Annotated in this window: 18 protein-coding genes; 6 read left to right on the top strand and 12 right to left on the bottom strand. The window is 59.9% G+C overall.

Going from position 1 to position 21,509, the window contains the following annotated elements; genetic code table 11:
* Nucleotide 1 precedes the first annotated feature (1 nt).
* The 3 genes from folD to EN850_RS28150 all read right to left on the bottom strand — a co-directional run bounded on the left by folD (nt 2) and on the right by EN850_RS28150 (nt 5,262).
* Entirely contained in the window at nt 2-913 is a 912-nt protein-coding gene (folD, locus tag EN850_RS28160; RefSeq protein ID WP_135880805.1) for a bifunctional methylenetetrahydrofolate dehydrogenase/methenyltetrahydrofolate cyclohydrolase FolD, read from the bottom strand.
* A gap of 280 nt (nt 914-1,193) precedes the next feature.
* Entirely contained in the window at nt 1,194-2,903 is a 1,710-nt protein-coding gene (locus tag EN850_RS28155; protein WP_135880804.1) for an APC family permease, read from the bottom strand.
* Between the two features lie 1,141 nt (nt 2,904-4,044).
* The gene (locus EN850_RS28150; protein WP_135880803.1) at nt 4,045-5,262 is read right to left on the bottom strand and encodes an ROK family transcriptional regulator; all 1,218 of its coding nucleotides are present in this window, start codon (nt 5,260-5,262) and stop codon (nt 4,045-4,047) included.
* 196 nt (nt 5,263-5,458) lie between these two features.
* On the opposite strand from EN850_RS28150, the gene EN850_RS28145 reads away from it, so the two are divergent.
* The 6 genes from EN850_RS28145 to xylA all read left to right on the top strand — a co-directional run bounded on the left by EN850_RS28145 (nt 5,459) and on the right by xylA (nt 12,414).
* Complete coding sequence (locus EN850_RS28145; RefSeq protein WP_245521029.1) at nt 5,459-6,811, top strand: glycoside hydrolase family 30 beta sandwich domain-containing protein; 1,353 nt, start codon at nt 5,459-5,461, stop codon at nt 6,809-6,811.
* Between the two features lie 70 nt (nt 6,812-6,881).
* The gene (locus EN850_RS28140; RefSeq protein ID WP_136092737.1) at nt 6,882-8,126 is read left to right on the top strand and encodes an extracellular solute-binding protein; all 1,245 of its coding nucleotides are present in this window, start codon (nt 6,882-6,884) and stop codon (nt 8,124-8,126) included.
* A gap of 60 nt (nt 8,127-8,186) precedes the next feature.
* The gene (locus EN850_RS28135; RefSeq protein WP_135917472.1) at nt 8,187-9,107 is read left to right on the top strand and encodes a sugar ABC transporter permease; all 921 of its coding nucleotides are present in this window, start codon (nt 8,187-8,189) and stop codon (nt 9,105-9,107) included.
* Nucleotides 9,104-9,934, top strand: a complete 831-nt coding sequence (locus EN850_RS28130; protein ID WP_027030997.1) for a carbohydrate ABC transporter permease — start codon at nt 9,104-9,106, stop codon at nt 9,932-9,934. The genes EN850_RS28135 and EN850_RS28130 overlap by 4 nt, the downstream gene beginning before the upstream one ends.
* Nucleotides 9,935-9,974: 40 nt before the next feature.
* Nucleotides 9,975-10,979, top strand: a complete 1,005-nt coding sequence (locus tag EN850_RS28125; RefSeq protein WP_136092736.1) for an ATP-binding cassette domain-containing protein — start codon at nt 9,975-9,977, stop codon at nt 10,977-10,979.
* Between the two features lie 109 nt (nt 10,980-11,088).
* The gene (gene xylA / locus EN850_RS28120; protein WP_135917477.1) at nt 11,089-12,414 is read left to right on the top strand and encodes a xylose isomerase; all 1,326 of its coding nucleotides are present in this window, start codon (nt 11,089-11,091) and stop codon (nt 12,412-12,414) included.
* A gap of 360 nt (nt 12,415-12,774) precedes the next feature.
* Here the strand turns inward: xylA and EN850_RS28115 are convergent, their stop codons facing one another.
* The 9 genes from EN850_RS28115 to EN850_RS28080 form a co-directional block, all read right to left on the bottom strand.
* Complete coding sequence (locus EN850_RS28115; protein ID WP_135880799.1) at nt 12,775-13,482, bottom strand: ABC transporter ATP-binding protein; 708 nt, start codon at nt 13,480-13,482, stop codon at nt 12,775-12,777.
* Nucleotides 13,479-14,195 (bottom strand): ATP-binding cassette domain-containing protein, encoded by a 717-nt coding sequence (locus EN850_RS28110; RefSeq protein ID WP_136092735.1) that lies wholly within the window; start codon nt 14,193-14,195, stop codon nt 13,479-13,481. The genes EN850_RS28115 and EN850_RS28110 overlap by 4 nt, the downstream gene beginning before the upstream one ends.
* Complete coding sequence (locus EN850_RS28105; protein WP_210235466.1) at nt 14,192-15,223, bottom strand: branched-chain amino acid ABC transporter permease; 1,032 nt, start codon at nt 15,221-15,223, stop codon at nt 14,192-14,194. The genes EN850_RS28110 and EN850_RS28105 overlap by 4 nt, the downstream gene beginning before the upstream one ends.
* Nucleotides 15,224-15,227: 4 nt before the next feature.
* Nucleotides 15,228-16,100: a branched-chain amino acid ABC transporter permease gene (locus EN850_RS28100; protein WP_135917481.1), complete on the bottom strand. Its 873-nt coding sequence runs from the start codon at nt 16,098-16,100 to the stop codon at nt 15,228-15,230.
* Between the two features lie 11 nt (nt 16,101-16,111).
* Nucleotides 16,112-17,365, bottom strand: coding sequence for an ABC transporter substrate-binding protein (locus tag EN850_RS28095; protein WP_135917483.1), 1,254 nt, complete (start codon nt 17,363-17,365; stop codon nt 16,112-16,114).
* Nucleotides 17,366-17,421: 56 nt separating this feature from the next.
* Nucleotides 17,422-18,417 carry a GMC oxidoreductase gene (locus EN850_RS37885; protein WP_348642451.1) on the bottom strand — a complete coding sequence of 332 codons (996 nt, stop codon included), beginning with the start codon at nt 18,415-18,417 and terminating at the stop codon, nt 17,422-17,424.
* Nucleotides 18,387-19,016, bottom strand: coding sequence for a GMC family oxidoreductase N-terminal domain-containing protein (locus EN850_RS37305; RefSeq protein ID WP_348642450.1), 630 nt, complete (start codon nt 19,014-19,016; stop codon nt 18,387-18,389). The genes EN850_RS37885 and EN850_RS37305 overlap by 31 nt, the downstream gene beginning before the upstream one ends.
* A 46-nt stretch (nt 19,017-19,062) precedes the next feature.
* Nucleotides 19,063-20,469, bottom strand: a complete 1,407-nt coding sequence (locus EN850_RS28085; protein WP_135917487.1) for an aldehyde dehydrogenase family protein — start codon at nt 20,467-20,469, stop codon at nt 19,063-19,065.
* A gap of 104 nt (nt 20,470-20,573) precedes the next feature.
* Nucleotides 20,574-21,503, bottom strand: a complete 930-nt coding sequence (locus tag EN850_RS28080) for a helix-turn-helix domain-containing protein (protein WP_135881135.1) — start codon at nt 21,501-21,503, stop codon at nt 20,574-20,576.
* Nucleotides 21,504-21,509 lie beyond the last annotated feature (6 nt).

The following is a 21,509-nucleotide window of genomic DNA, read 5'->3' as shown; positions in this document are numbered from 1 at the left end:
CCTATTGAGCGCGCGATGCAGCGGAAAGTGATAGCGGCGCCTGCCCGGCTGCGCGGCGGGCAGCGGTCAACGTATTGGCCATGAGCATGGCGATCGTCATCGGCCCGACACCGCCTGGAACCGGGGTAATGTTGCCCGCCACAAGTTCGGCTTCTGCGTAGGCCACATCGCCAACCAGCCGGGGCTTTCCCTCGCCATTAAAGACACGGTTGATCCCGACGTCGACGACGGTTGCCCCCGGCATGATCCAGTCACCTCTGATCATTTCCGCTCGGCCAACTGCAGCGATCAATATGTCAGCGGTCCGGCAAAGCGCGGGCAAATCCTTGGTTCGGCTGTGGGCAACAGTTACGGTGGCATTCGCGTTGAGCAACAGGCTCGCCATTGGCTTGCCGACGATGTTGGAACGACCCACCACCACAGCATTGAGACCAGAAAGGTCACGGCCGCGTGCACGTTCTATCAGCAGCATGGATCCAGCTGGCGTGCACGGCACGAAAGCTGTGTCGAGCTCACCGGTGCCGAGTTTGCCGACATTGATGAAATGGAAGCCGTCGACATCCTTGTCTGGTGCGATCGTTTGAATGATCCGCCCTGTGTCTATGTGAGCCGGCAGAGGCAGTTGCACCAGAATGCCGTGGACCGAAGCGGTCGCATTGAGCTTTTCGATGAGCTCGACAAGCTCTGCCTCGTTGATATCGGCTGGCAATGTGTGTTGCACCGAGTGGAAGCCGCACTCCTTGGCCTTCTTGCCCTTTGAGGAGACGTAGACCTGGCTCGCCGGGTCCTCGCCCACGATAACGACAGCAATACCTGGCGTGACGCCGCTGGAGGCTATCAAGTCAGCGGTCGCGGCCTTAACTTGATTGACCACGTCGGCCGCAGCGAGCTTACCGTCCATCACTTTCGCCATCGGTCGGATGACTCCTCATCGTTCGTGCAAGGCTGGAATCCCTTTGCATCCAGGGCGCCAGAGTCCGCATTGCGGAGGTGACTCGAAATCCGAGCTTTGGCCCAAAGGTCGCTGATTTCTCGGGGCGGAGTCGTATCAGCGGAGCAACGCAAATGTCAACTAAGATGCAATAAATATTCATAACAAGAATATTTGACTGGCGCCGGCTTGCGGGTTTCGGACTGCCGAAACTTTTAGGAGGGGCCAGCTCGCGCCGGTCCCTCCTCGTCGGTTGGCTGGCTCAGAGAACGAAGAACCAGTTGGCAAGCAGCACCACCATTATGCCGGCTAGAAGGGTCAGGTATGGCAGGATGCCAGCTTTCCTGACGCTCAGGTCGCTCGGCGTCATGCCAAGGTCGTCAAGCATGTGCTCGGGGAATTTCCCGCCGTCCTGGACATAGTGACGGAAGCAGAAGACCGGGAGGATCAAAGCTGCGGTGATCAAACCGGCCCATAGAGCCATTGGATTCCAGACCTTTGCGCCGGCACCCATAAAGGCCGCATTGCAATAGGCAAAAAGCGCACCGAGCGTAATCAGCCAAGTCGGTGCCCGCCACGGCCGCTTGATGGCGCCATTGTCTATGCGATGTATCCAGCCGGAGTTCAGGTTGAGGAAGTTGAAGATGATGTAGCCGCAGTTCGACACAGCCAGGATAAAGAAGAAGCTTGTCGCGTCAGCGGAGGCGATGGCCAGTACGATCAGATTGAATATCAGGTCGGTCCACATGGCGCGCGTGGGGGCACCATGCTCGTTGACATGGCTAAGATAGCGCGGCAGCCACCCATCGACGGAACCTTGATAAAGCGTGCGTGAGGACCCAGCCATTGCCGTCATGATGGCGAGCAGCAACGCCAAGATCATCAGCATGACGAGCAAGGTCTTTACCAAGCCGCCACCGCCGACCATGCCCGCGAGAGCATCGGCGACGCCTGAGCCGTCCACGATCGGCGTAGCCAGCATGCCATTCAATCCGAGCACGCCTTGAAAGGTGAACGGGACCAGCACGAAGAGCAGCATGCACAACAGCCCGGAATAGAAAATGGCCTTGAATGTATCAGTAGCCGGGTTCTTGAACTCAGACGTGTAGCAGACGGCAGTTTCGAATGCATAAGTGGACCATGCCGCGATGAACATACCTCCAAGAACAAGCGTCCAACCGCCAATGTTCCATGCGCCGGGGGCGGGTGCATAGGGGGCGGCGAGCGGAACGAAGGGAGCATAGTTGGCCCAATTGATCTGACCTGTGATGATAGGCACGACGCCAACGATCAGCAGTGGAACGATGACCAGCAGTCCTACGACTTTTTGAACCGCCGCTGTTCCAAGAATGCCTCGGTGTTGGATGGCGAAGGTGATGAGCATCAGCACTGCGCCGATGAAGAACGTGGCGTTGAGAGAGAAACCGACCGGTCCCAGATTATGACTGTAGAGCGTCCATGTACGAATGGCGGGCGTTGCGGCAGCGGTCACTGCTGCGAGGGCATCTGTAGCACTCGCGCCAACGTTCGCGGCAAGATATTGGGCGACTTCTGGCGAGGCAGCTGTGAAAATGGGCACGGGCGTCAGGGCATTGAGAATGTAAGCCGCAGCAATTGAGCAACCAAGCGACAGCACCGGTGACCAAGCGAACCAGTTACACCATACGGACAACGGTGCCACGAATTTGGAATAGCGAAGCCAGGCCGTTGCCCCGTAGACCGAGGCGCCGCCTGACTTATTGGGAAAAAGGCCCGCGATTTCGGCATAGGTAAAAGACTGAATAAAGCCCATCGTCATGGATGCGATCCAGATCGCGAAGGCGACGTTGCCGGCCGTCCCCGCAATGCCGCCGATCGAAAACAGGACCAATGGTGGCACGCCGCTGGCCACCCAGAATGCACCACGCCAGTCGATGGTTCTGTGCAGTTGCCCCGCCGGCTCTGCAGGGCTTGTGTCGACGAGTGAACTCATTTGCTAGCTCCCATTGTTGTAGATCTCATCCTGGCACAGGCCCTACCGCGTTGCGTGTCGGTTCACTTAATCAACCCAGAGTTGCTGGAATGACCGCAAAGCACACATCATGTGGATCAGAGCATGCCTCCTCTAGGGATTGTTCGTTCTGATCGCTGTTAATTCAGGCAGGATCCGCCGGTCGCGGCGCAGCAAAGTCCCCAGATCCCCCTCACCAGATGATTGCTGGTAAGAAAAAAATTTCACTGTGAGGAGAATACTTGGTCTTTCCGGCCTGTCAAGAAGGTTTCGGTTGGCATGTAATCGAGGCCTGACACCAAAACATGCGCGTGGCGGTTTGTGTCCCGCCTCCGTGTCAAACGAGAGGTCAAGTCGATTGCTCCGCGTGTTTCTCGGTTCGAGGTCGCAACATTTGGATGGTGCCTCTGGGGAGTGTTCTCAACTGGTCGTCGGCGAATTGGGTGCTCCTTGGGCGGGTTTCAGGGTGCTCGTTTCTAAGCACACGGCCTTGCCGACAACAGCCATCCTGCACCTGCCCGACTCCGAGCAGGTGCGTGACTGTGTGTGGTTGAGATCGATCGGTTTGCTGATCAACTCCAGATGCAGAAACCACGCAAGGATGGCTGCGCAATCGGAATTTAGAACGCCACACAGGCCTTGGATGAGGAACAAAGGTCGGGGCCCACTGCCCGGCGATCTCATATACTTCGGCGTGTGGGCTCATCCTAGTCGGATGAGTCTGAGGAGAAAGCGTCCGGCAGCAGAGCAGGACGCCCCTGAGCGGCCGGAATGTTGCAGAGCAAATCTTCGCAGCACGGGACGGCGGCGGCATGGAATGGCGTGCAGATCGGCGGACTGCTCTGAGTTCATTGCGGCCACATCGAACTGCCCCTGAGGGGGTCAAACTTGCATAACATGCTGGCCTGAACTTGGTCTGGTCTCCAGAGTTCACTTCGGAACTCAGTAATGGCCCGGCAATCCGGTGACTCTCGCTGCCAACTTAAAATCAGACGTTCTGCACCAAGGACTCGCTGCATCCTCTTCAATGGCCGACAATGGATTTCGACAAAGGCCGGAAGACGACCGGGCAGGTCGCTACGGGCGGGTGCGATCACCCGCGACGGCAGCCTCACAGATATTGCTAGCCGCGTCTTTCGGTGAAGGGTTCGTTTCCGGTTGGGCGCGCACCACTCTCGCGCTCAAACCCCGCAGTGCCTTCGAAGTCGAAGAACTTCTGAATCGCGAGTGCCGAAGCGCCTCGGGACCAGACGTTGTTGTCCCAGTCAATTTCGATCGGCGGCGGGGTCGCGAACGAGGATTCGCGGACAGCGGCAATGAGGGGCTCGATAAGCGCCGGGCCAAAACGAACCGCTTCTCCGCCGACGATGACGACTTCCGGGTCGATGAGATCGATCAGGCCGCTGAGCCGGTGACCGATCTCGCGGCCGACTTCGCTGAGATAGTCCAGAGCGAGCCGTTCGCCTGCTTCGATGGCCTGCTGTAGGTCGGCAGGGAGCTTGCGGGAGCGCTTGCTGATTTCAATCCAGGCGCTGTCCATGGCTGGCTCGGAGAGACGCCGATCCCAATTCAAGCGGTCCTGCGTCGCAATCGAGTCATCGCCGTCCTTGACGGGGAACCCGATCTCGCCAGCCGCGGATCGCGCCCCACGATGGATCTGGCCATTGAAAATCAGCGCCGCCCCGACGCCCGTGCCTATGATCAACACCAGCACCGAACTGCGTCGCCGTCCGTGTCCGAAGAGTTGCTGGGCTATGGCGAACGCATTGACGTCGTTGTCGACCCAGACGGGTACGCTGATCTGCGACGCGATCATTTCCGCGATCGGCACGTCCCACCATCCCAGGCGCTGCGAGACCAGACAGACGCCACGGTTGACGTCGACCAATCCTGGCATCGCCATGCCGATGCCGACAAGTTTCTGCCGGCCTTCGCGCCGATCACCCATAAGCGTGGCCACGCCCTCCTTGACGGCATGGGCGACGGCCACGGGGCCGTGGTCGGGGAGCGGCAGTTCGCAGGCGCCAATCGTGCGGGTGGAAAGGTCCGTGAGTGTGCCCTCCAGCCGGCCCTCCGTCAGCTTGAACCCGATGGACCAATGTCTGGCATAGTCGATGCTGAGTGGTATCGGCCGGCGGCCGCCGCTGCTTTGGGTGCTCTTGCCTTCCAAGACGATGCCTTCGTCAATCAGTGCGGCCGTAACACCGGTAACCGCGGCTGGGCTCAGACCTGTCATCGCAGCTATCTCGACCCGGCTTAGATCACCTTCCCGACGCAGGCAGTTGAGTATCAGGCGCCGGTTCATCGCCCGCGTCGTATTTTGGTCCGCCTTGAGTTTCATGACTTACTTCATTCTGTGAATTAAGTATTGCATTAGCGCGCATGATGCCCTATGAAGGCTGAAGAGATCAAGCCGCGTAACGATGCGGCAGATCGCTCCCGGGGAGGGGTTCCGGACCGAGCTAACACGACTGTTGCCGCCCATGGGCAGCAACAGCAGGTGATTTTTGCAATGCACGCCTCTTTCCCGCGAGGGCATGGAGCATCGTCTCCAGTTTGCCCTCGACGGCGGAGCTGTGCGCGGAGAACAGGCGGCTATGGCACCACAACTCAGATCGTCTTCGCCAAGCGCCCAATGGGCTACGATCCGCGTCGACGCGCATCAGGCGTCGGACAGTCCATCCGTCTGGGCGGATGGCGTGGTTACGCCCGACTTCAAGGGTTTTGGCGGCTGCTTCAACGAGCTTGGGTGGAAGGCCCTTTCGCATCTTGACGAAAACGAGCGCGGCGAGGTGCTCGGTGCCCTGTTCTCGGACGATGGCTGCGCCTTCAACTATTGCCGGCTCCCGATCGGGGCCAACGATTACGCGGAGAGTTGGTACAGCCACAACGAGACCGAGGGGGACTTCGCCATGGAGACCTTCTCGATAGCCCGCGACCGGCAATATCTGATCCCTTACATCAGGGCCGCGCGCGCGGTGCGTGGCGACGATTTCCATCTCTTCGCCTCGCCGTGGAGCCCGCCGACCTGGATGAAGTTCCCGCGGGCGCATAACCACGGAACGTTGATCTGGGAGCCGCGCTATCGCCACGCCTATGCGAATTACTTCGTCCGTTTCGTCAAGGCATACGAGGACGAGGGGATCGCGATCAATGCGGTGCACGTCCAGAACGAGCCGAACTCGGATCAGAAATTTCCTTCCTGCATTTGGACAGGCGCGAAAATGCGCGACTTCATCCGCGACGATCTGGGAGCTGCCTTCAGGTCTGCCGGCCTTGATGCCGAGATATGGGCGGGCACGATCGAGCGCGGCGACTTCAATGACTGGGCGGGCACCATTCTGTCGGATCCGGCTGCGGCCTCTTTCGTGAAGGGGATGGGATTCCAATGGGCCGGCAAGCACGGCGTGCAGCGAACGCGCCAGGCCTTTCCAGATCTGCCGATTATTCAGACCGAAAACGAATGCGGTGACGGCGCCAACAGTTGGGATCAAGCCCACTACGTCTTCGACTTGATCCAGCATTACCTGAGCAATGGAGCCGAGGCTTACCTTTACTGGAACATGGTGCTGGAGCCCGGAGGCGTCAGCACCTGGGGCTGGCGCCAGAACGCCATGGTGACCGTCGATCCCACCACGCGCAGCGCCATTTTCAATCCCGAGTTCTACGTCATGAAGCACTTCGCCGGCTTCGTGCGACCGGGCGCGGCCGTATTGAAGACCGGTGGCCCGATGGCCGCAAACACCCTGGCTTTCCGCAACCTCGATGGCGGCGAAGTCTTCGTCGTGCAGAACGCGCAGGATATCGAGAGGACGATCACGGTCCGGGGCAGCCGTGAATCGGCAACTTTGAACCTCGCCCCCTTTTCCATAAGTACGCTCACTCTTTGAAACCAAGCGGCGGGCGCCAAGCCCGTTCTCTAGGGAGGAAACCGAAATGAAAAAATTGTCATGCTTGCCCATGCTGGGGGCAGCATCGCTGCGGGCCACATTCTTTGCATCTGCGGCGTTCGCGGATGTGACGGTCCACGTTCTTCGGCCAGAGGTACCGAATACCGAAAAGGCCTATCACCAAAAAATGGCCACGGACTTCGAGAAGTCGCATCCAGGTGTCGATATCGCTTTCGAATACATCGCCAACGAGGCCTACAAGCAGAAGCTTACGACGCTGCTGCAGTCGGATCAGAAACCGGACCTCATTTTCAGTTGGGCGGGGGGCGTGCTCACGCAACAGGCCAAAGCCGGCGTTCTCCAGGACATCTCCGCATCCGTCACCAGCCAGTGGTCGGCGTCGATCGCTAGCGCCGGATTGTCGGCGTTCACCGTCAACGCAAAAGTCTATGGCATGCCGGTCAACGCGAGCGATGTGGTGTTTTGGACCAATCTCGATCTCGCAAAGAAGGCTGGTGTCGACCCTGAAAGCATCAAGACCTGGGATGATTTTCTGGCAGCGGTCAAGAAGGCAAAGGAGGCTGGTGTCACGCCGATCATGGTTGGCGGCAAGGACAAATGGCCACTGCACTTCTACTACGGCTATCTGTGGGTGCGTGAGGCGGGCAAGGACGGAATGGCCGCGGCCATGGGCGGCGAAGGCGACGGTTTCTCTGCCGCGCCCTTCGTGAAGGCTGGCGAGGACTTCAAGAAACTCGTCGATCTGCAGCCCTTCGAGGCTGGTTTCATGGATACCACGTTCGAGCAGGCGACGGGCCAGTTCGGGGACGGCAAGGCCTTGTTTCATCTCATGGGTGATTGGGAGTACGGGACCGAGAAGCAGAATTCGGTCAGCGGCAAGGGCATTCCGGACGACAAGCTCGGAACCATACGCTTCCCTGCGGTCGCAGGTGGGGCCGGCGAGGCGACCGACACGTTCGGGGGCATCAACGGTTACGCGGTCATTGCCGGAGCACCACCGGAAGCGGTCGAATTCCTGAAATACATGACCGACACCGAAAATCAGAAGCTGGCGGGCGCCCAGGGTCTCTTCATACCGATCGCCAAGGGCGTGGAAGAGAGCATTGCGAATCCCTTCTTCCGCAAGATGTCCGAGGCGCTCGCTGTCTCGAAGTTCCATCAGATCTTTCTCGATCAGGCGCTCGGATCCGATGTCGGGGCCACGGTCACGGACGTGGCCGCGGATCTGGCCCAAGGCGTCGTCACGCCAGAGGCGGCGGCAAAGACCGTGCAGGACGCCTGGTCCATGCGCTGATGGCTTTGACCGGGCGCGAACCACGCGCCCGGTCTTTCAATCCATCCAGGGAGGATGAAAATGACCGAGCTTGCTGCGCCCGGACTAGCTCCGAGCATGCGTAGTGGAAGGCGCTTCACCAGCCAAACCAGCGCCCTCCTTCTGATGTTGCCGCCCGCGCTGGTGCTTTTCACATTGTTTGTGGCGTTACCTCTGTTCGACGCCGCGTACTACAGCCTGTTCAAGTGGGACGGCTACGGCACACCGACAGATTTCATCGGTCTGGACAATTTCAAGCAGGCCCTGGGCCATGCCGTCTTCTGGCAAGCAGTACGCAATACGCTGATCGTGCTTGCGGTTTCCGTTTTCGTTCAGCTACCCATCGCGTTGGGCCTCGCCTTGCTGATCTACGAGAAGACCCCTGCCAATACGCTGTTTCGCCTCATCTTCTTTCTGCCTTTCATCCTGGCCGAGGTAGCTTCGGGCCTGATTTGGAGTTTCGTATTCGACGGCAACACGGGCGTGGCTGCCGCTCTCTTCCATGCGCTGGGAATGGAGCCCGTTTTCATTCTCGCGGATCGCCACTGGGCATTCGCGGCCATTACGCTGGTCGTCGTCTGGAAATATTTCGGGTTTCACATGATGATCTATATCGCCGCCCTGCAGGGCGTGCCCAAGGAAATGCTCGAGGCGGCACGGCTGGAAGGTGCCGGGCGCTGGGCGATCGTGCGCCATGTCCAGGTGCCGATGATCGCCTCGGCCATCGCCGTGTCGGTGTTTTTCTCCATCGTCGGCTCCTTGCAACTCTTCGACGTTGTGATCCCGCTCACCAATGGTGGCCCGTCCAACTCCACGCATACGATTGTCACCTATCTCTACACTTTCGGCCTCACCCGAACGCGTATCGGCTTCGGAAGTGCAGTCGGCGTCATGCTGTTCGTCACCGCTGTCGCTTTCGCCGTTCTCTACCAACGCCAGATTAGCAAGGGGAGCCGGTCATGAATGCGTTCAGATTTCTTCCAGCGCTTGGAAAGGCCGCCGTCCTGCTGGTCTTCACCGGTTTCGTGCTGGGGCCGTTAACGGTCGCCGTCTTTGGCGGCTTCAAGACCAATGGCGAACTCCGCGTCAATCCCTTTGGCATCCCGCAGCAATGGGACTTCGAGTTCTACGCGGCCATGCTGGGCGATCCGGCGTTCTGGCGCTACATGGGAAACTCGCTGATCATCTCGCTGTTGACCGTGTTTTTGACCCTGATCGTCTCAGCGGCGGCGGCTTATGTCTTCGCCCAGATCCGCTTTCTTGGGTCGAGAATGATGCAAGCCTATCTGCTGGCGGGTCTTGTCTTTCCGTTCGCCACCGCGATCCTGCCGCTATTCATCAAGGTGCGTGACCTCGGGCTGCTCGACAGCTACTGGGCCGTTATCCTGCCCCAGACAGCTTTTGGCCTTTCGCTTTCGATCATGCTGTTCAAGACGTTCTTCGAACAGTTGCCGAAGGATCTCTTCGAGGCGGCACATGTCGAAGGCTGCGGCTATGTCCGGTTCTTCTGGCAATTCACGCTGCCCCTCTCGACGCCGATTCTGGCGACCGTCGGGGTGTTCGTGTTCGTTCAGAGCTGGAACAATTTCCTGCTGCCGCTCGTCGTCATCAACTCGCGGGAACTGTTCACCTGGCCACTCGGAATGATGCAGTTTCGAGGCGAATATCTCTCGGAGTGGAACCGCACCCTGGCTTTCATATCCCTGACCATTCTGCCTGCGGTCGCCTTCTTCATCGCGGCCCAGAAATACATCGTTGCCGGACTGACGGGAGGGGCGGTCAAAGGCTGACCGTTTCTGTCGGACACCAAAGAAACCTAGGGAGGAATTCATGGCCGCCGTCGAACTTTCGAGCATCAACAAGAACTTTGGTTCTGTCGAGACCATACCCAACCTGACGCTCTCCATTCCCCATGGCTCTTTCACCGTGCTGGTCGGTCCGTCCGGTTGTGGCAAGTCCACACTGCTCCGGATGGTCGCCGGCCTGGAACAACCGACGAAGGGATCGATTGCCATCGGCAATCGTGACGTCACCCACGAGGAACCGTCGAAACGCGGCATCTCGATGGTCTTCCAGTCCTATGCGTTGTTTCCACACATGACCGTGGAACAGAACATCGACTTCGGTCTGCGGCTCGCCAAGGTTCCGCAGGCGGAACGTGAAGCGCGCGTCGCAGCCGCTGCCGAGGTGCTGCACCTCAAGCCTCTGCTGCAACGCAAGCCGGCGGCACTCTCCGGCGGCCAGCGCCAGCGCGTCGCCATCGGGCGCTCGATCGTCCGAAACCCGGAGGTTTTCCTGTTCGATGAACCGCTTTCCAATCTCGACGCGGCACTGCGTACCCAAATGCGTGTTGAACTCGCGGATCTGCACAAGCGGCTTAACGCGACGATGATCTATGTCACCCACGACCAGGTCGAGGCGATGACACTGGCAGACCAGATCGTCGTGATGAATGCCGGGCGTATCGAGCAGGTCGGGTCGCCGATGGAACTCTACGACGCGCCAAACACCTTGTTTGTCGCTACGTTCATCGGATCTCCGCGCATGAACCTGATATCGGGAGAGAGTGCAAAAGCCGAAGGCGCCGCCACGATCGGCGTACGCCCCGAACATATCGCAATAGACGACGCCAATGGCATCTGGACGGGCAGGTTGCGTTTCGCCGAGCATCTCGGCAACGAGACGATCGCCTATGTGGAGTCGGATGAGGGCGAAATTACCATACGCCTCGCAGGGCATCATGGCCTCACGGACGGGACGCTACGCATGACACCTGACCGGCTGCACCTGCATCGCTTCGATGAGAACGGCCGGCGAATTTCGGCTGTAAACTGACTTTGTCCCGCAATGTAGAAACTGCAGCTGGCCCCGAGGACGGTCCGCTCTTTCCAAAGGCTTCCGGCGCTACCGTGCGATATCTCGCGCCATTTAAAGGAGTTTTCCAATGACCACCGATTTCTTCGGGGGAATCGAGTCCATTCGCTATGAGGGGCCGGATTCGACCAATCCGCTGGCCTACCGCTTCTATAACCCGGATGAGGTCGTGGCCGGCAAGCGGTTGGAAGACCATCTGCGCTTCGCTGTCGCCTACTGGCATTCCTTCGCCTGGCCGGGCGGTGATCCGTTCGGTGGCCAGACCTTCGACCGTCCCTGGTTCCCCAAGGCCGGCGGTGTCGACACGATGGAACTGGCGAAACTCAAGGCCGATGTCGCCTTCGAGATGTTCTCGCTGCTTGGCGCGCCCTATTTCTGCTTCCACGACGCCGACGTGCGGCCGGAAGGCAAGGACTTCTCCGAAAGCGCTGCCCGCCTCGACGAGATCGCGGACTACTTTGCGGACAAGATGAAAAGGACCGGCGTCAAGCTGCTTTGGGGCACGGCGAACCTTTTCTCCAACCGCCGCTTCATATCTGGGGCCGCCACCAACCCGGATCCCGATGTGTTCGCCTATGCGGCGGCGACGGTGAAGAGCTGCCTTGACGTCACCAAGCGGCTCAAGGGCGAGAACTATGTGCTGTGGGGCGGCCGTGAGGGCTATGAAACGCTGCTCAACACCGACCTTGGGCGCGAGCAGGAACAGGCCGGCCGCTTCCTCAACCTCGTCGTCGACTACAAGCACAAGATCGGCTTCAAGGGCACCATCCTGATCGAGCCGAAGCCGCAGGAGCCGACCAAGCACCAGTATGATTACGACGTCGCCACTCTTTATGGCTTCCTGAAGCGCTTCGGACTGGAGAAGGAGATCAAGCTCAACATCGAGCAGGGCCACGCCATCCTCGCCGGCCATTCCTTCGAGCACGAACTGGCGCTGGCCAATGCGCTCGGCGTGTTCGGCTCGATCGACATGAACCGCAACGACTACCAGTCGGGCTGGGACACCGACCAGTTCCCCAACAACGTTCCGGAGATGGCGCTGGCCTACTACCAAGTCCTGCAGGCCGGCGGCTTCAAGACCGGCGGCACCAATTTCGACGCCAAGCTGCGCCGCCAGTCGCTCGACCCGCAGGATCTGCTGATCGGCCATATCGGCGGCATGGATTCCTGCGCGCGCGGCCTCAAGGCCGCCGCCCGCATGGTAGAGGACAAGGCGTTGTCCGCGCCGCTGGCGGAGCGCTACGCCGGCTGGAACACGGCCGAGGCCAAGGCGATGCTGTCGGGCAAGCGCACGCTGGAGGAGATCGCCGAGCGCGTCGTCAAGAAGAAGATCGAGCCGCAGCCAAAGTCCGGCCGCCAGGAATATCTGGAAAACATCGTCAACCGCTACGTCTGAAGGCGGAAAGCTGACAGATCACGCTCCATTTCGCGCCTGGATCGGCGCGGCTATTTGGCGAAGACGGCGGCCGCGTCAGGGGAGCGTCCAGCGCATGGCATTGTGGTAATCAGGCCGTTGCGGGACGCGCCAGAGCGCGCGTCGGCGCCACCACTGTCGGCACCTCGATGCTGCGACGCCACTTTGAAAAACGATCGCGGCCAGCGGAGGCGGAATGCAATGCAGCGGCCCTGTCATCGCCGGGCCGGGTTTCGTCGTCTCGGCTTAGTCTGAATGGTCAGCTGCGCTCTGGAAAGCGAATGTTGGCCAGCCCTGCGGCACTTCGTGGAGCAAAACGCATCAATACCAAAACGGTGCTCATCAACCGAGATAGGCCCGATGCAGGATATCCGGTTGCTGTTGAAGATTCGCGGGGGTGCCGCTGAAACTGAAACGGCCACGCGACATCACGTGGGCCGCCTGAGCATTTTTCAGCGCGAGTGCGGTAAACTGCTCGATCAGGAGTATGCCGGTACCGTGCTGGGCCAGTCTGCTCAGCACATCCATCAGCCGCTTGACGATCAGCGGTGCAAGGCCGAGCGACATCTCGTCGGCGAGAATGAATTTTGGTTGCGCGACCAGACCTTGGCCGAGCGACAGCATCTGTTGCTGACCACCAGACAGCGTACCCGCGCGCTGTTGCTTTCGCTCGGCCAGTTCGGGGAAGATCGTGTAGACTTCCTCGACGGCTTCGGCTGCACCTCTTGCAGACAGCTGAAAACCGGCGGCTTTCAAATTGTCGTCGACGTTGAGGCCGTTGAGCACCCGGTGCCCCTCCGGCACGGCGGCGACGCCAGCCGCGCGGATGGCTTCGGGCGATTTGCCGGTGAGCGGTTTGCCGTCGATTTCGACTGTGCCTGCCGCGATCGGGATCGCACCGGCGAGCGCCAAGACGAGTGAGCTCTTGCCGGCGCCGTTCGGGCCGAGAAGGGCAGTGATGTGGCCGCTTACCAGCGTGAAGGACAGGTCCTTGACGACACGCTTGCCGCCCCGATCAATCGCCAAATCACGAACTGTCAGGATGCTCATGCGGCGTCTTCCATGCCGAGATAGACGGCGCGGACTTTCTCATCGGTCAGCACGCTGGCCGTGTTGCCAACGGCGATCAACGAACCAAAATCGAGCACCATGGTCTCCCGACAAACCGCCTGGATCAAGTCGACATCGTGATCAATCAGCAGCGTGATGGATCTGGTTGCGTCGTGAAAGCTGGAGATGACTTGCCGCAATTTCTCGACCTCTCCCTGGGAGAAGCCTGCTCCCGGTTCATCCAGAAGGATCACCCGTGGGCGTCCCACGACGCAGCGCGCGATTTCGATCATCCGACGCTCAAAAGCATTCAACCCTCCAGCCGAGACTCGGCGTAGCACCGAGAGCCCGACGAATTCCAGCGCGGCAGCCGTCGCATTCAGCCGCTCGGTCGCCGACAGTCCGAGTTGGTCAAGCAAGACGAGGACGTTGTCCTCCACCGTCAGTTCGTCCACCACCTGTTCCTTCTGAAAGGAACGGCGCAGGCCCCAGCGAGCCCGCCCATGTGGTTTCATCGGCAGTATGTTGGTGTCCATCATGTGGATTGAGCCGCTTTGGGGCAGAACGAAGCCGGACAATACGTTGAGAAGGGTCGTTTTGCCGGCCCCGTTTGGCCCGATGATACCGCAGACCGGCTGTGTGAGTTCGACGGTGACCGCATTGAGCGCGGTAACTCCCCCGAAGGCAACGGATAGATTCTCGATCGAGATCATGCGGAGGGCTCCGTCTTGCGCAACCGCTTCAAACCATCCGACAGCTGTCCGGCCAGCCCCCTGGGAGCCGTGGAAAGCGCGTGAATAAGGGCAAATCCGAAGATGATGTAGGCCGCGTTGCCGTCCACGCCGAGGTTGTTGAGGAACGCCGGGAGGAGCCGATAGAGCAGTGCCGCGATCACAGCGCCATACCAGTGCCAGGCGCCGCCGACGACCGTCAGCGCGAAGATCATTACCGATTCCGCGGGCGGGAAAGAGCGTGCATCAAGCAGTTGGAGATTGCCCGCGAGCAAGGCACCCGCAATGCCGGCGAGAAACCCGGAAAGGGCAAAGCCCCATACTTTATAGAGCGTCACATTGACACCCGCGGCCATGGCGGCGGCCTCGCTTTTGCGAATAAGCGCCCAACCACGGCCGGCGCGGCTGCGTTCATGGATGTCGATCAACAGGAAGCTGACGGCCACCACGATCAGACAATAGCTGAAGAAGGCCGCGTCCGATTGTGCGATCGCCGGCCGTGGCAGATAACCGATCGCCTTGACTTCGAAACCGGCAAAGCCGCCACCCCCATTGGGGAACTGAATGACATTGATGAGGATACCGAAGCCACCCGCCGCCATCAACGTGATGAGCGCCAGATAAAGGCCGCGCATTCGCAGCGCCGGATAGGCGAGGATCATGCCGATCAATCCGGCAAAGAGGCCGCCAGCAAGAAGGTTCAGTTCGAATGGCAGTTTGAAGCCATGGCCGAAACGGAGCGCCACCCAGCCGCCGCATCCCATGAGCGAGACCTGGGCCAGAGACACAAGGCCGAGACGCCGATAGAGGACCGCGATGCTGGCGGAGGTCAGTGTGTAGATCGCCACGGCGGTCAAGACTTTGAGCCATAAGGCGCTTGCGACAAACGGCACCACGATGGCCGCGCCGACGAAAAAAAGCTGCGGTGCATAGCGGCCGGACGAAAAGCTGGCCGGGCTCATGCCAGAAGGGGCCAGAAGTCCGGAAAGAGGCTTTTGCGCTGCTTGCATGCTCTCAGTCCTGTCCGGCAAAGGTCAGCCTACGGCCGCGCTGGAGCCACATCATGGCAAGGATAGCCACGATAAAGGGCGTTGCGACGCGGAACGGCGCGAACGGCTTGTAGAGTGTGACCACGCTTTCAAGGACGCCGATGGCAAGGCCGCCGGCAAAAGTCGCGGGTATGGATGTAAGGCGACCGAGGATGGTGGTCGCGATGATGGGAATGACGAGGAAGGTCAGCACTGCGGGGTCAAGTCGCACGAGGGATGCAAACATCAAGCCAGTGAAACCAGCGAGCACGCCTGAAATGGCCCAGGCGATCGTCTCCACCCTGATTACCGGCGTACCCAGGATCGATGCGACCTCACGGTTGTCGGCGAGCGCACGCATCATCAAACCAATGCGGGTGCGTATCAGGAAGACACCCATTCCGATGGTAATGCTGAAAGCTGCAAGCAGTGACAAAATCCGGATTCCGGTGATTCTCAGACCTAGGATCGACATGGAGGCCCCGTCGAGGGTGAGTGTCAGCTTGCGCGGTGTAACCACCCACAGGAGGTTCATGGCGCCGAGCAAAGCGAGGGCAAACCCGAGCGTAGCGACCGCCTTGACGATGGGTTCGCGATGCGCGAGGCCCGGCGCGATCAGCCGGCCATAGGAGACGGACAGGGCGAGGGCGATCCCGATGCAGGCTACCCAGGCAACGGGCTCGGGCCATTGCCATTCAAGCAGTTGCCAGGCGACCACGGCGCCCACGGCGCCGATGGCGCCGTAGGCAAAATTGAGCACGCCGGTGGCGCGGTTGAGCAGCACCAGCCCAACCCCGCCGAGTGCATAGAGTGCGCCGACGGCAAGGCCGGATACGAGAAACAGGCCAAGGACGTTCATGTCTTCGCCGATCAGTTTGCTATGCCGAGGGCTTTTTCCGCGGAGCGGATAGGATCGAGATACGCGCTGTCGACGTCAGTGCAGCCGCCGACGACCTTGAAGCCGTTGCCCGAAATCTGAACCATCATGTTCGCATGGTTGGGCATGTGCCGGTCGGCTTTGCCAACGTAGTAGGGGCCGCAGAGCAGGTCCGAGGTCTCGTTCTTGATTCCCCGGATCGCCTCTGAGACCGATTTGCGATCAATGGTCGCCGGATCGAGCTTCAGGAGGGCATCGGTGAAGAAGCGGGCGGAGAGATAGCCCGACTGGCTGAAGGTGTCGCGCGGATCCTCCGGGCGAGCATACTTGTCCATGATCGCGCGCCAGTTGCTGGCGTCTGGACCGGTGCCATCGATCGGCGTGAGCTCGATATTGACGTTCATGACACCATTCCAATAGGCGCCGAGCATGGCGGGAACCGCGGCATCATAGAGGGGTGTCGAGGATATCCACTTGAAGTTATCGCGCAGGTTCTGTTCCTCGACGGCCTTGAGGTAGGCTGCGGCCATTCCTCGCGGCAGGTTCACGAGAACGGTGTCGGCGCCGCTCGCTACGGTTTCCAGAACGGAGGCATTCATATCTGCCGCGCCCGGATCGAGCAGAAGGCTTGAGCCGGAGAGTCCTTTGGACTGCATGTACTTCTCGGTCCAGCCACAGGAATAGGGACCGACCGAGGGGATGGTGAGCCCGATGCAAACGACGTTCTTTGAACCGAGATTGGCAACGGCCCATTGGGCTGCTCCGACGCTCGAGGGCAGGGGTCCCTCATTGGTCGAAACAATGTTCTTCGATTCGAAGCATTCGGCGACGGCGCAAGCTGCCGCCATCGCCATGACATCCTCCTCTGCGTAGAGCTTGGCGTTGACGCCCATCTCAACAAAAGAGCCGTTGGCAACCAGCGCGACGACGCCCTTGTCCTTTACCAGTTTGGTCGCGACCTGGCTCGCGACTTCCGGGTTCCACTGGTCGTCTTCAACCAGATATTCGATCGGGCGGCCGTGGATACCGCCATTGGCATTGAGACAGTTGAAATAGGCGCGCGCGGCGTCGGCTGAAGACGAGAAGTCGTCAGGGCCAGTTTGGCCGACCAGGGCACCAACCCTGATCGGCACGCCGGTCGCCTTCTGACCGTTGTTCAATCCACATTGCGGTGCAGCCATGGCTGAGCCACTCGCCAGGATAAGCGCGGCCGTTGATGCCGCCAGAAGTATCGTTGTGCGTTTCATGCTTTCTCCTCCCAAAGAACTCTTGAAATCAGTAGGTCGTCCGAAATCCCGTCACTTCATGCGACGAGGTCCTTACCCAGCATAAAGCGGGCGGCGCGCTCGCCGATCATGATGACCGGTGCATTGGTGTTGCCCGAGACAAGGGTTGGCATGATGGAGGCGTCCGCCACGCGTAGCCCTTCTACGCCGCGGACCGCGAGATCCTCGCCAACAACGGCCATGCGGTCGTCCGGCCTGCCCATCCGGGCCGTGCCCGAAGGATGAAAAACCGTCTTCGAAATCGAGCGGATATAGTCCCGCAGGGCTTCGGGATCTCGCTCCAGTCCGGGCGTTGGCAGGACACGCCGCTTCACGATGCGGGCGAGCGATGGGGCTTCAATGATCCGGATCGCCCATTCCACCCCGCGTACGAGCGTGTCGAGATCGGCAGGACTGGAGAAGGAATTCGCGTTGAACAGGGCACTATCCCTAGGATTGGCCGAACGCAGCTTGACCGTGCCCCGTGATTTCGGCCTCAGGAAACAAGGACCGATGGCAATGCCGTGACCTGGTTCCGCAGCCCGGTCGGCAAAGCCGATGAAGGTTGGCAGGACATGAAACTGGATATCCGGCTGGCCGGTCCCGGCCGTGTCGACGAAGCCGCCCGACTCCACAACATTGGATGTGAGGAGGCCGGTCTTGGTGAGAAGATATTGCAGCATGTGGCCCGCCGCCTTCAGCCCCTTGTCCTGGGCGAAGAGCGAGATCGGATCCTTGACCTCCGCCTGAACCGTGGCTTCGAGGTGATCCTGATAGTTTTCTCCGACGCCCGGCAGATCCATGATCACGTCGATCCCAAGGTTCTTCAGATGCTCGGCCTCGCCGATGCCCGAGAGCTGCAGGATCTTGGGTGTGGCAAGCGCGCCTGCCGTTAGAACAATCTCGCGTCGGGCCCTATAGGTGACGCCGGTCTCGGTCAGAACACCGACCGCTTTCCTGCCTTCAAACAGGACTTTATGAACGCGGGTTTCGGTCAATATGGTCAGGTTCGAGCGTTTCTCGGCGTCGCGCAAGAAGGCTTGCGCAGCGCTCCAGCGCCGACGTTGTGCGTTGTTGTCTGGTAGAAGCCGACGCCTTGCTGCACCTTGCCGTTAAAGTCTTCGTTGTACGGAAGGCCGGCCTCCTGGGCTGCCCGGATGAAGGCCCAGGACAGAGGATGACCAAAGCGGCGATCGGAGACCTTGAGTTCGCCGGTTGCTCCATGGAATTCGCCCGAAAGGCGCTGGTTGGCCTCAACGTCGCGAAACACCGGAAGAACCTTGTCATAGGACCAGTTGCGGCATCCCATTTGCGCCCAGGTGTCGTAATCCTGCTGCTGGCCACGAATATAGATCATGGCGTTCAAGGAACTGCCGCCGCCGATCACATTGCCCTGTGGCACGACGTTGGGCTTGCCGTTCAACCCCTTGTCCGGCTCGGACACGTAGAAGTGCACATCCTTGCCCTTCTCGATCACCTTGAAGAACGTCGCCGGGATATGGATGAATTTGTCGGTGTCGCGCGCGCCGCTTTCAATAAGCAGGACCTTGTTTTGCGGATTCTCCGACAGCCGGGCTGCAACGACGCAGCCGGACGAGCCGCCACCGACGATGATATAGTCGAATTCGTTCATGGGTTGCTCCGATGCGGAAGGGCAGACGCTCGCGACAGCGTTGGTGTCAGCAAAAGATCGTTTGAATGGTGGTGAATTCCTTCAGCCCTTCGACGCCGAATTCAACGCCGATCCCGGACTGCTTTACCCCACCAAAGGGCGCATTCGGCTGGATTGCTCCATGCTTGTTGATCCACACGGAGCCGCATTCCAGTTGACCGGCCACCTGTTTCGCCCTTGCCGTATCCCGGCCCCAGACGGAGCCGCCGAGGCCCGCCGGATTGTCGTTGGCCTTCGCGATCACGTCGGCGAGGTCGATGTAGCGGATGATTGGCAGGGCGGGGCCAAATTGCTCGCGATCGACGAGCTCGCAGCCATGATCGACATCGGCAACGATTGTGATCGGATAGAAGTAACCGGTTCCACCGTTGCTCTGGCCGCCGATCAGAACGCGGCCGCCTTTGGCGCGTGCATCCTCGACATAGGAAGCTACGATGTCGAGTTGCATCCGATTCTGCACGGGACCAAGGATCGATTGTTCCGACAGGCCGTCGCCAACCGGAATGTGGGCTGCATAGGCGACGAGGCTTTCGCACACGGCGTCATAAAGGCTGTCATGGACATACAGGCGCTTCAGGCAGGCGCAGGTTTGGCCGTTGTTGATGAAGGCGCCCCAGAACAGCCCTTCGGCGATTTCCTTGGGGTCGGCGTCGGGGAGCACGATGCCGGCGTCGTTGCCGCCTAATTCCAATGTGAGCCGCTTGAGCGTATCGACGGCATTGGCCATGACCTTCTTGCCAGTGGAGGTGGAGCCGGTGAAGGTCAGTTTGGCGATGCCTGGATGGGCGGACATGGCGGCGCCAATCTCGTTCTCGCCAGTGACGACGTTGACGACGCCCGCCGGCAGAACCTCGTTCATCAGCTCAACAAGGCGAATGGTCGACAATGGTGTCTGGGGTGATGGCTTGATGACAACGGTGTTGCCGGCGCGGATTGCGGGAATGATGTGCCAGCAGGCAATCATCACCGGCCAGTTCCATGGCGTGATCGAGCCGACAACGCCGATGGGCTTGCGATGCAGCTCCACGCGACCCTCAGGCGTATCCTGCAGGACTTCGACGGGAAGCTCGATTTCCGCCGTGTGGCGGGTCCACGCGACAGCACCACCGATCTCGAAGCGAGAGCCGAGACCATTGAGCGGCTTTCCCTGTTCGAGCGTCAACAGGCGCGCAAGATCTTCCGAATTTTCTTCTATCTTGGCGGCAATGGCGCGGCAGGCGTCGGCCAGCTCCAGACTCGATTTCAACTGCCACTTTTCGAACGCAGCCGCTGCCGCAGTAACAGCTGCGTCGAGGTCCCCCACCGTGGCCAGGGGCATTGCGCCGACAACTTCCCCGGTCGAAGGATTAGGGATATCGGCGTGGCGTGCGGTTTCCACCGGCTTGCCGCCGATGAACAGCGTGTAGCGCTTCATATCCGAGCTCCTCCCAAAGCAATTTGTGAGGAGCATTCATATTGAAGCCGCCGTTTCTGTCTTGGATTCGAACGCGGCGCGAATAGGACAAAAGCGCAGCGCTATCACTGCTGGAGAATATCCTTTGGCGAACAGGCGAAGGCCTTTCGGAAGCAGCGGTTGAAATATGAGATATCGTTGAAACCAGCGGAATAGGCGACCTCGGCGATCGTGGTCGCCTTCGTGGTGTTCTTCATCTGCGCCAGTTGTTCGTGAGCAAGATGCAGGCGGCGCATTCGTATCAGCGATGTCGCCGTCGTGCCAAGTGCATTGAAGTCCTCCTGCAGCGTCCGCAGCGAAATACCAACCTTGTCGGCAAGCCATTGCGGCGTCAGATGCTCGTCAGTGAGATATCTGTCGATGAGTATCTGCACGACTTCCAACCTGCCGCCGGAACTGTCCGAGAGCAGCGGCTCATCCATCTCACTATCGGTCGCGAAAGCCTGGCGTGTCGTGCTGAAGAGGAGGTCGCGCAGATGCGGTGCTCGCTTGTCGCTTGCGTCTGTTTTCAGAAGCTTGGCAACGACCGCTCGCAGCATCGCCGACATCGGGTCTTCCGCTTCTACCCTGCGTGAAACTTCGACCCGTGCTGATTTGTCGGCGAAGATCAACTGGCGGGGGAGATGCACCGAGAGGTGGTTGGAAAAACGGCCGCCGAAATGGAAGATCGATGGGCTGGAGCTGTCGACGAGAATGCAGTCGCCCGGGGTAATGATAGATTGCCTTCCGTTCTGTTCGATACCGCAACTCCCTTCGAGTTGCAGCAACAGGAAGAGATTTTCGCTATAGTCGATCCTGATATCGGCGACGTCGCGGCGGATCACGTCGAGATCGTTCGCCACCTGAGCAAGGTCGAGCCCGCCTGCATCCAGTATGGTGGCATTGCCGGTTACGAGGGTGTGCTCGGCCCGTTGCGTGTTGAAATTTCCGCAGATCGATTTCAGTTCCGCAGTCCACTCCTCAAGGGAATGTATAGGCCATTGCGTGGCGGTCATCCCACC

Origin of the sequence: Mesorhizobium sp. M8A.F.Ca.ET.207.01.1.1 (assembly GCF_004794715.1) — a bacterium.
Lineage (GTDB): Bacteria > Pseudomonadota > Alphaproteobacteria > Rhizobiales > Rhizobiaceae > Mesorhizobium.
The sequence above is the reverse complement of the archived record's forward strand: the minus strand, read 5'-3'. Positions and strand labels throughout refer to the sequence as shown.

Bases quoted from the DNA above. Each gene is read 5' to 3' on its own strand.
- EN850_RS28080 (WP_135881135.1), bottom strand. From the start codon at position 21,503: ATGACCGCCACGCAATGGCCTATACATTCCCTTGAGGAGTGGACTGCG.
- EN850_RS28150 (WP_135880803.1), bottom strand. From the start codon at position 5,262: ATGAAACTCAAGGCGGACCAAAATACGACGCGGGCGATGAACCGGCGC.
- EN850_RS28095 (WP_135917483.1), bottom strand. From the start codon at position 17,365: ATGAAACGCACAACGATACTTCTGGCGGCATCAACGGCCGCGCTTATC.
- EN850_RS28135 (WP_135917472.1), top strand. From the start codon at position 8,187: ATGACCGAGCTTGCTGCGCCCGGACTAGCTCCGAGCATGCGTAGTGGA.
- EN850_RS28105 (WP_210235466.1), bottom strand. From the start codon at position 15,223: ATGCAAGCAGCGCAAAAGCCTCTTTCCGGACTTCTGGCCCCTTCTGGC.
- EN850_RS28085 (WP_135917487.1), bottom strand. From the start codon at position 20,469: ATGAAGCGCTACACGCTGTTCATCGGCGGCAAGCCGGTGGAAACCGCA.
- EN850_RS28145 (WP_245521029.1), top strand. From the start codon at position 5,459: ATGGAGCATCGTCTCCAGTTTGCCCTCGACGGCGGAGCTGTGCGCGGA.
- folD (WP_135880805.1), bottom strand. From the start codon at position 913: ATGGCGAAAGTGATGGACGGTAAGCTCGCTGCGGCCGACGTGGTCAAT.
- EN850_RS28115 (WP_135880799.1), bottom strand. From the start codon at position 13,482: ATGAGCATCCTGACAGTTCGTGATTTGGCGATTGATCGGGGCGGCAAG.
- EN850_RS28110 (WP_136092735.1), bottom strand. From the start codon at position 14,195: ATGATCTCGATCGAGAATCTATCCGTTGCCTTCGGGGGAGTTACCGCG.
- xylA (WP_135917477.1), top strand. From the start codon at position 11,089: ATGACCACCGATTTCTTCGGGGGAATCGAGTCCATTCGCTATGAGGGG.
- EN850_RS28155 (WP_135880804.1), bottom strand. From the start codon at position 2,903: ATGAGTTCACTCGTCGACACAAGCCCTGCAGAGCCGGCGGGGCAACTG.
- EN850_RS28125 (WP_136092736.1), top strand. From the start codon at position 9,975: ATGGCCGCCGTCGAACTTTCGAGCATCAACAAGAACTTTGGTTCTGTC.
- EN850_RS28100 (WP_135917481.1), bottom strand. From the start codon at position 16,100: ATGAACGTCCTTGGCCTGTTTCTCGTATCCGGCCTTGCCGTCGGCGCA.
- EN850_RS28140 (WP_136092737.1), top strand. From the start codon at position 6,882: ATGCTGGGGGCAGCATCGCTGCGGGCCACATTCTTTGCATCTGCGGCG.
- EN850_RS37305 (WP_348642450.1), bottom strand. From the start codon at position 19,016: ATGAACGAATTCGACTATATCATCGTCGGTGGCGGCTCGTCCGGCTGC.
- EN850_RS28130 (WP_027030997.1), top strand. From the start codon at position 9,104: ATGAATGCGTTCAGATTTCTTCCAGCGCTTGGAAAGGCCGCCGTCCTG.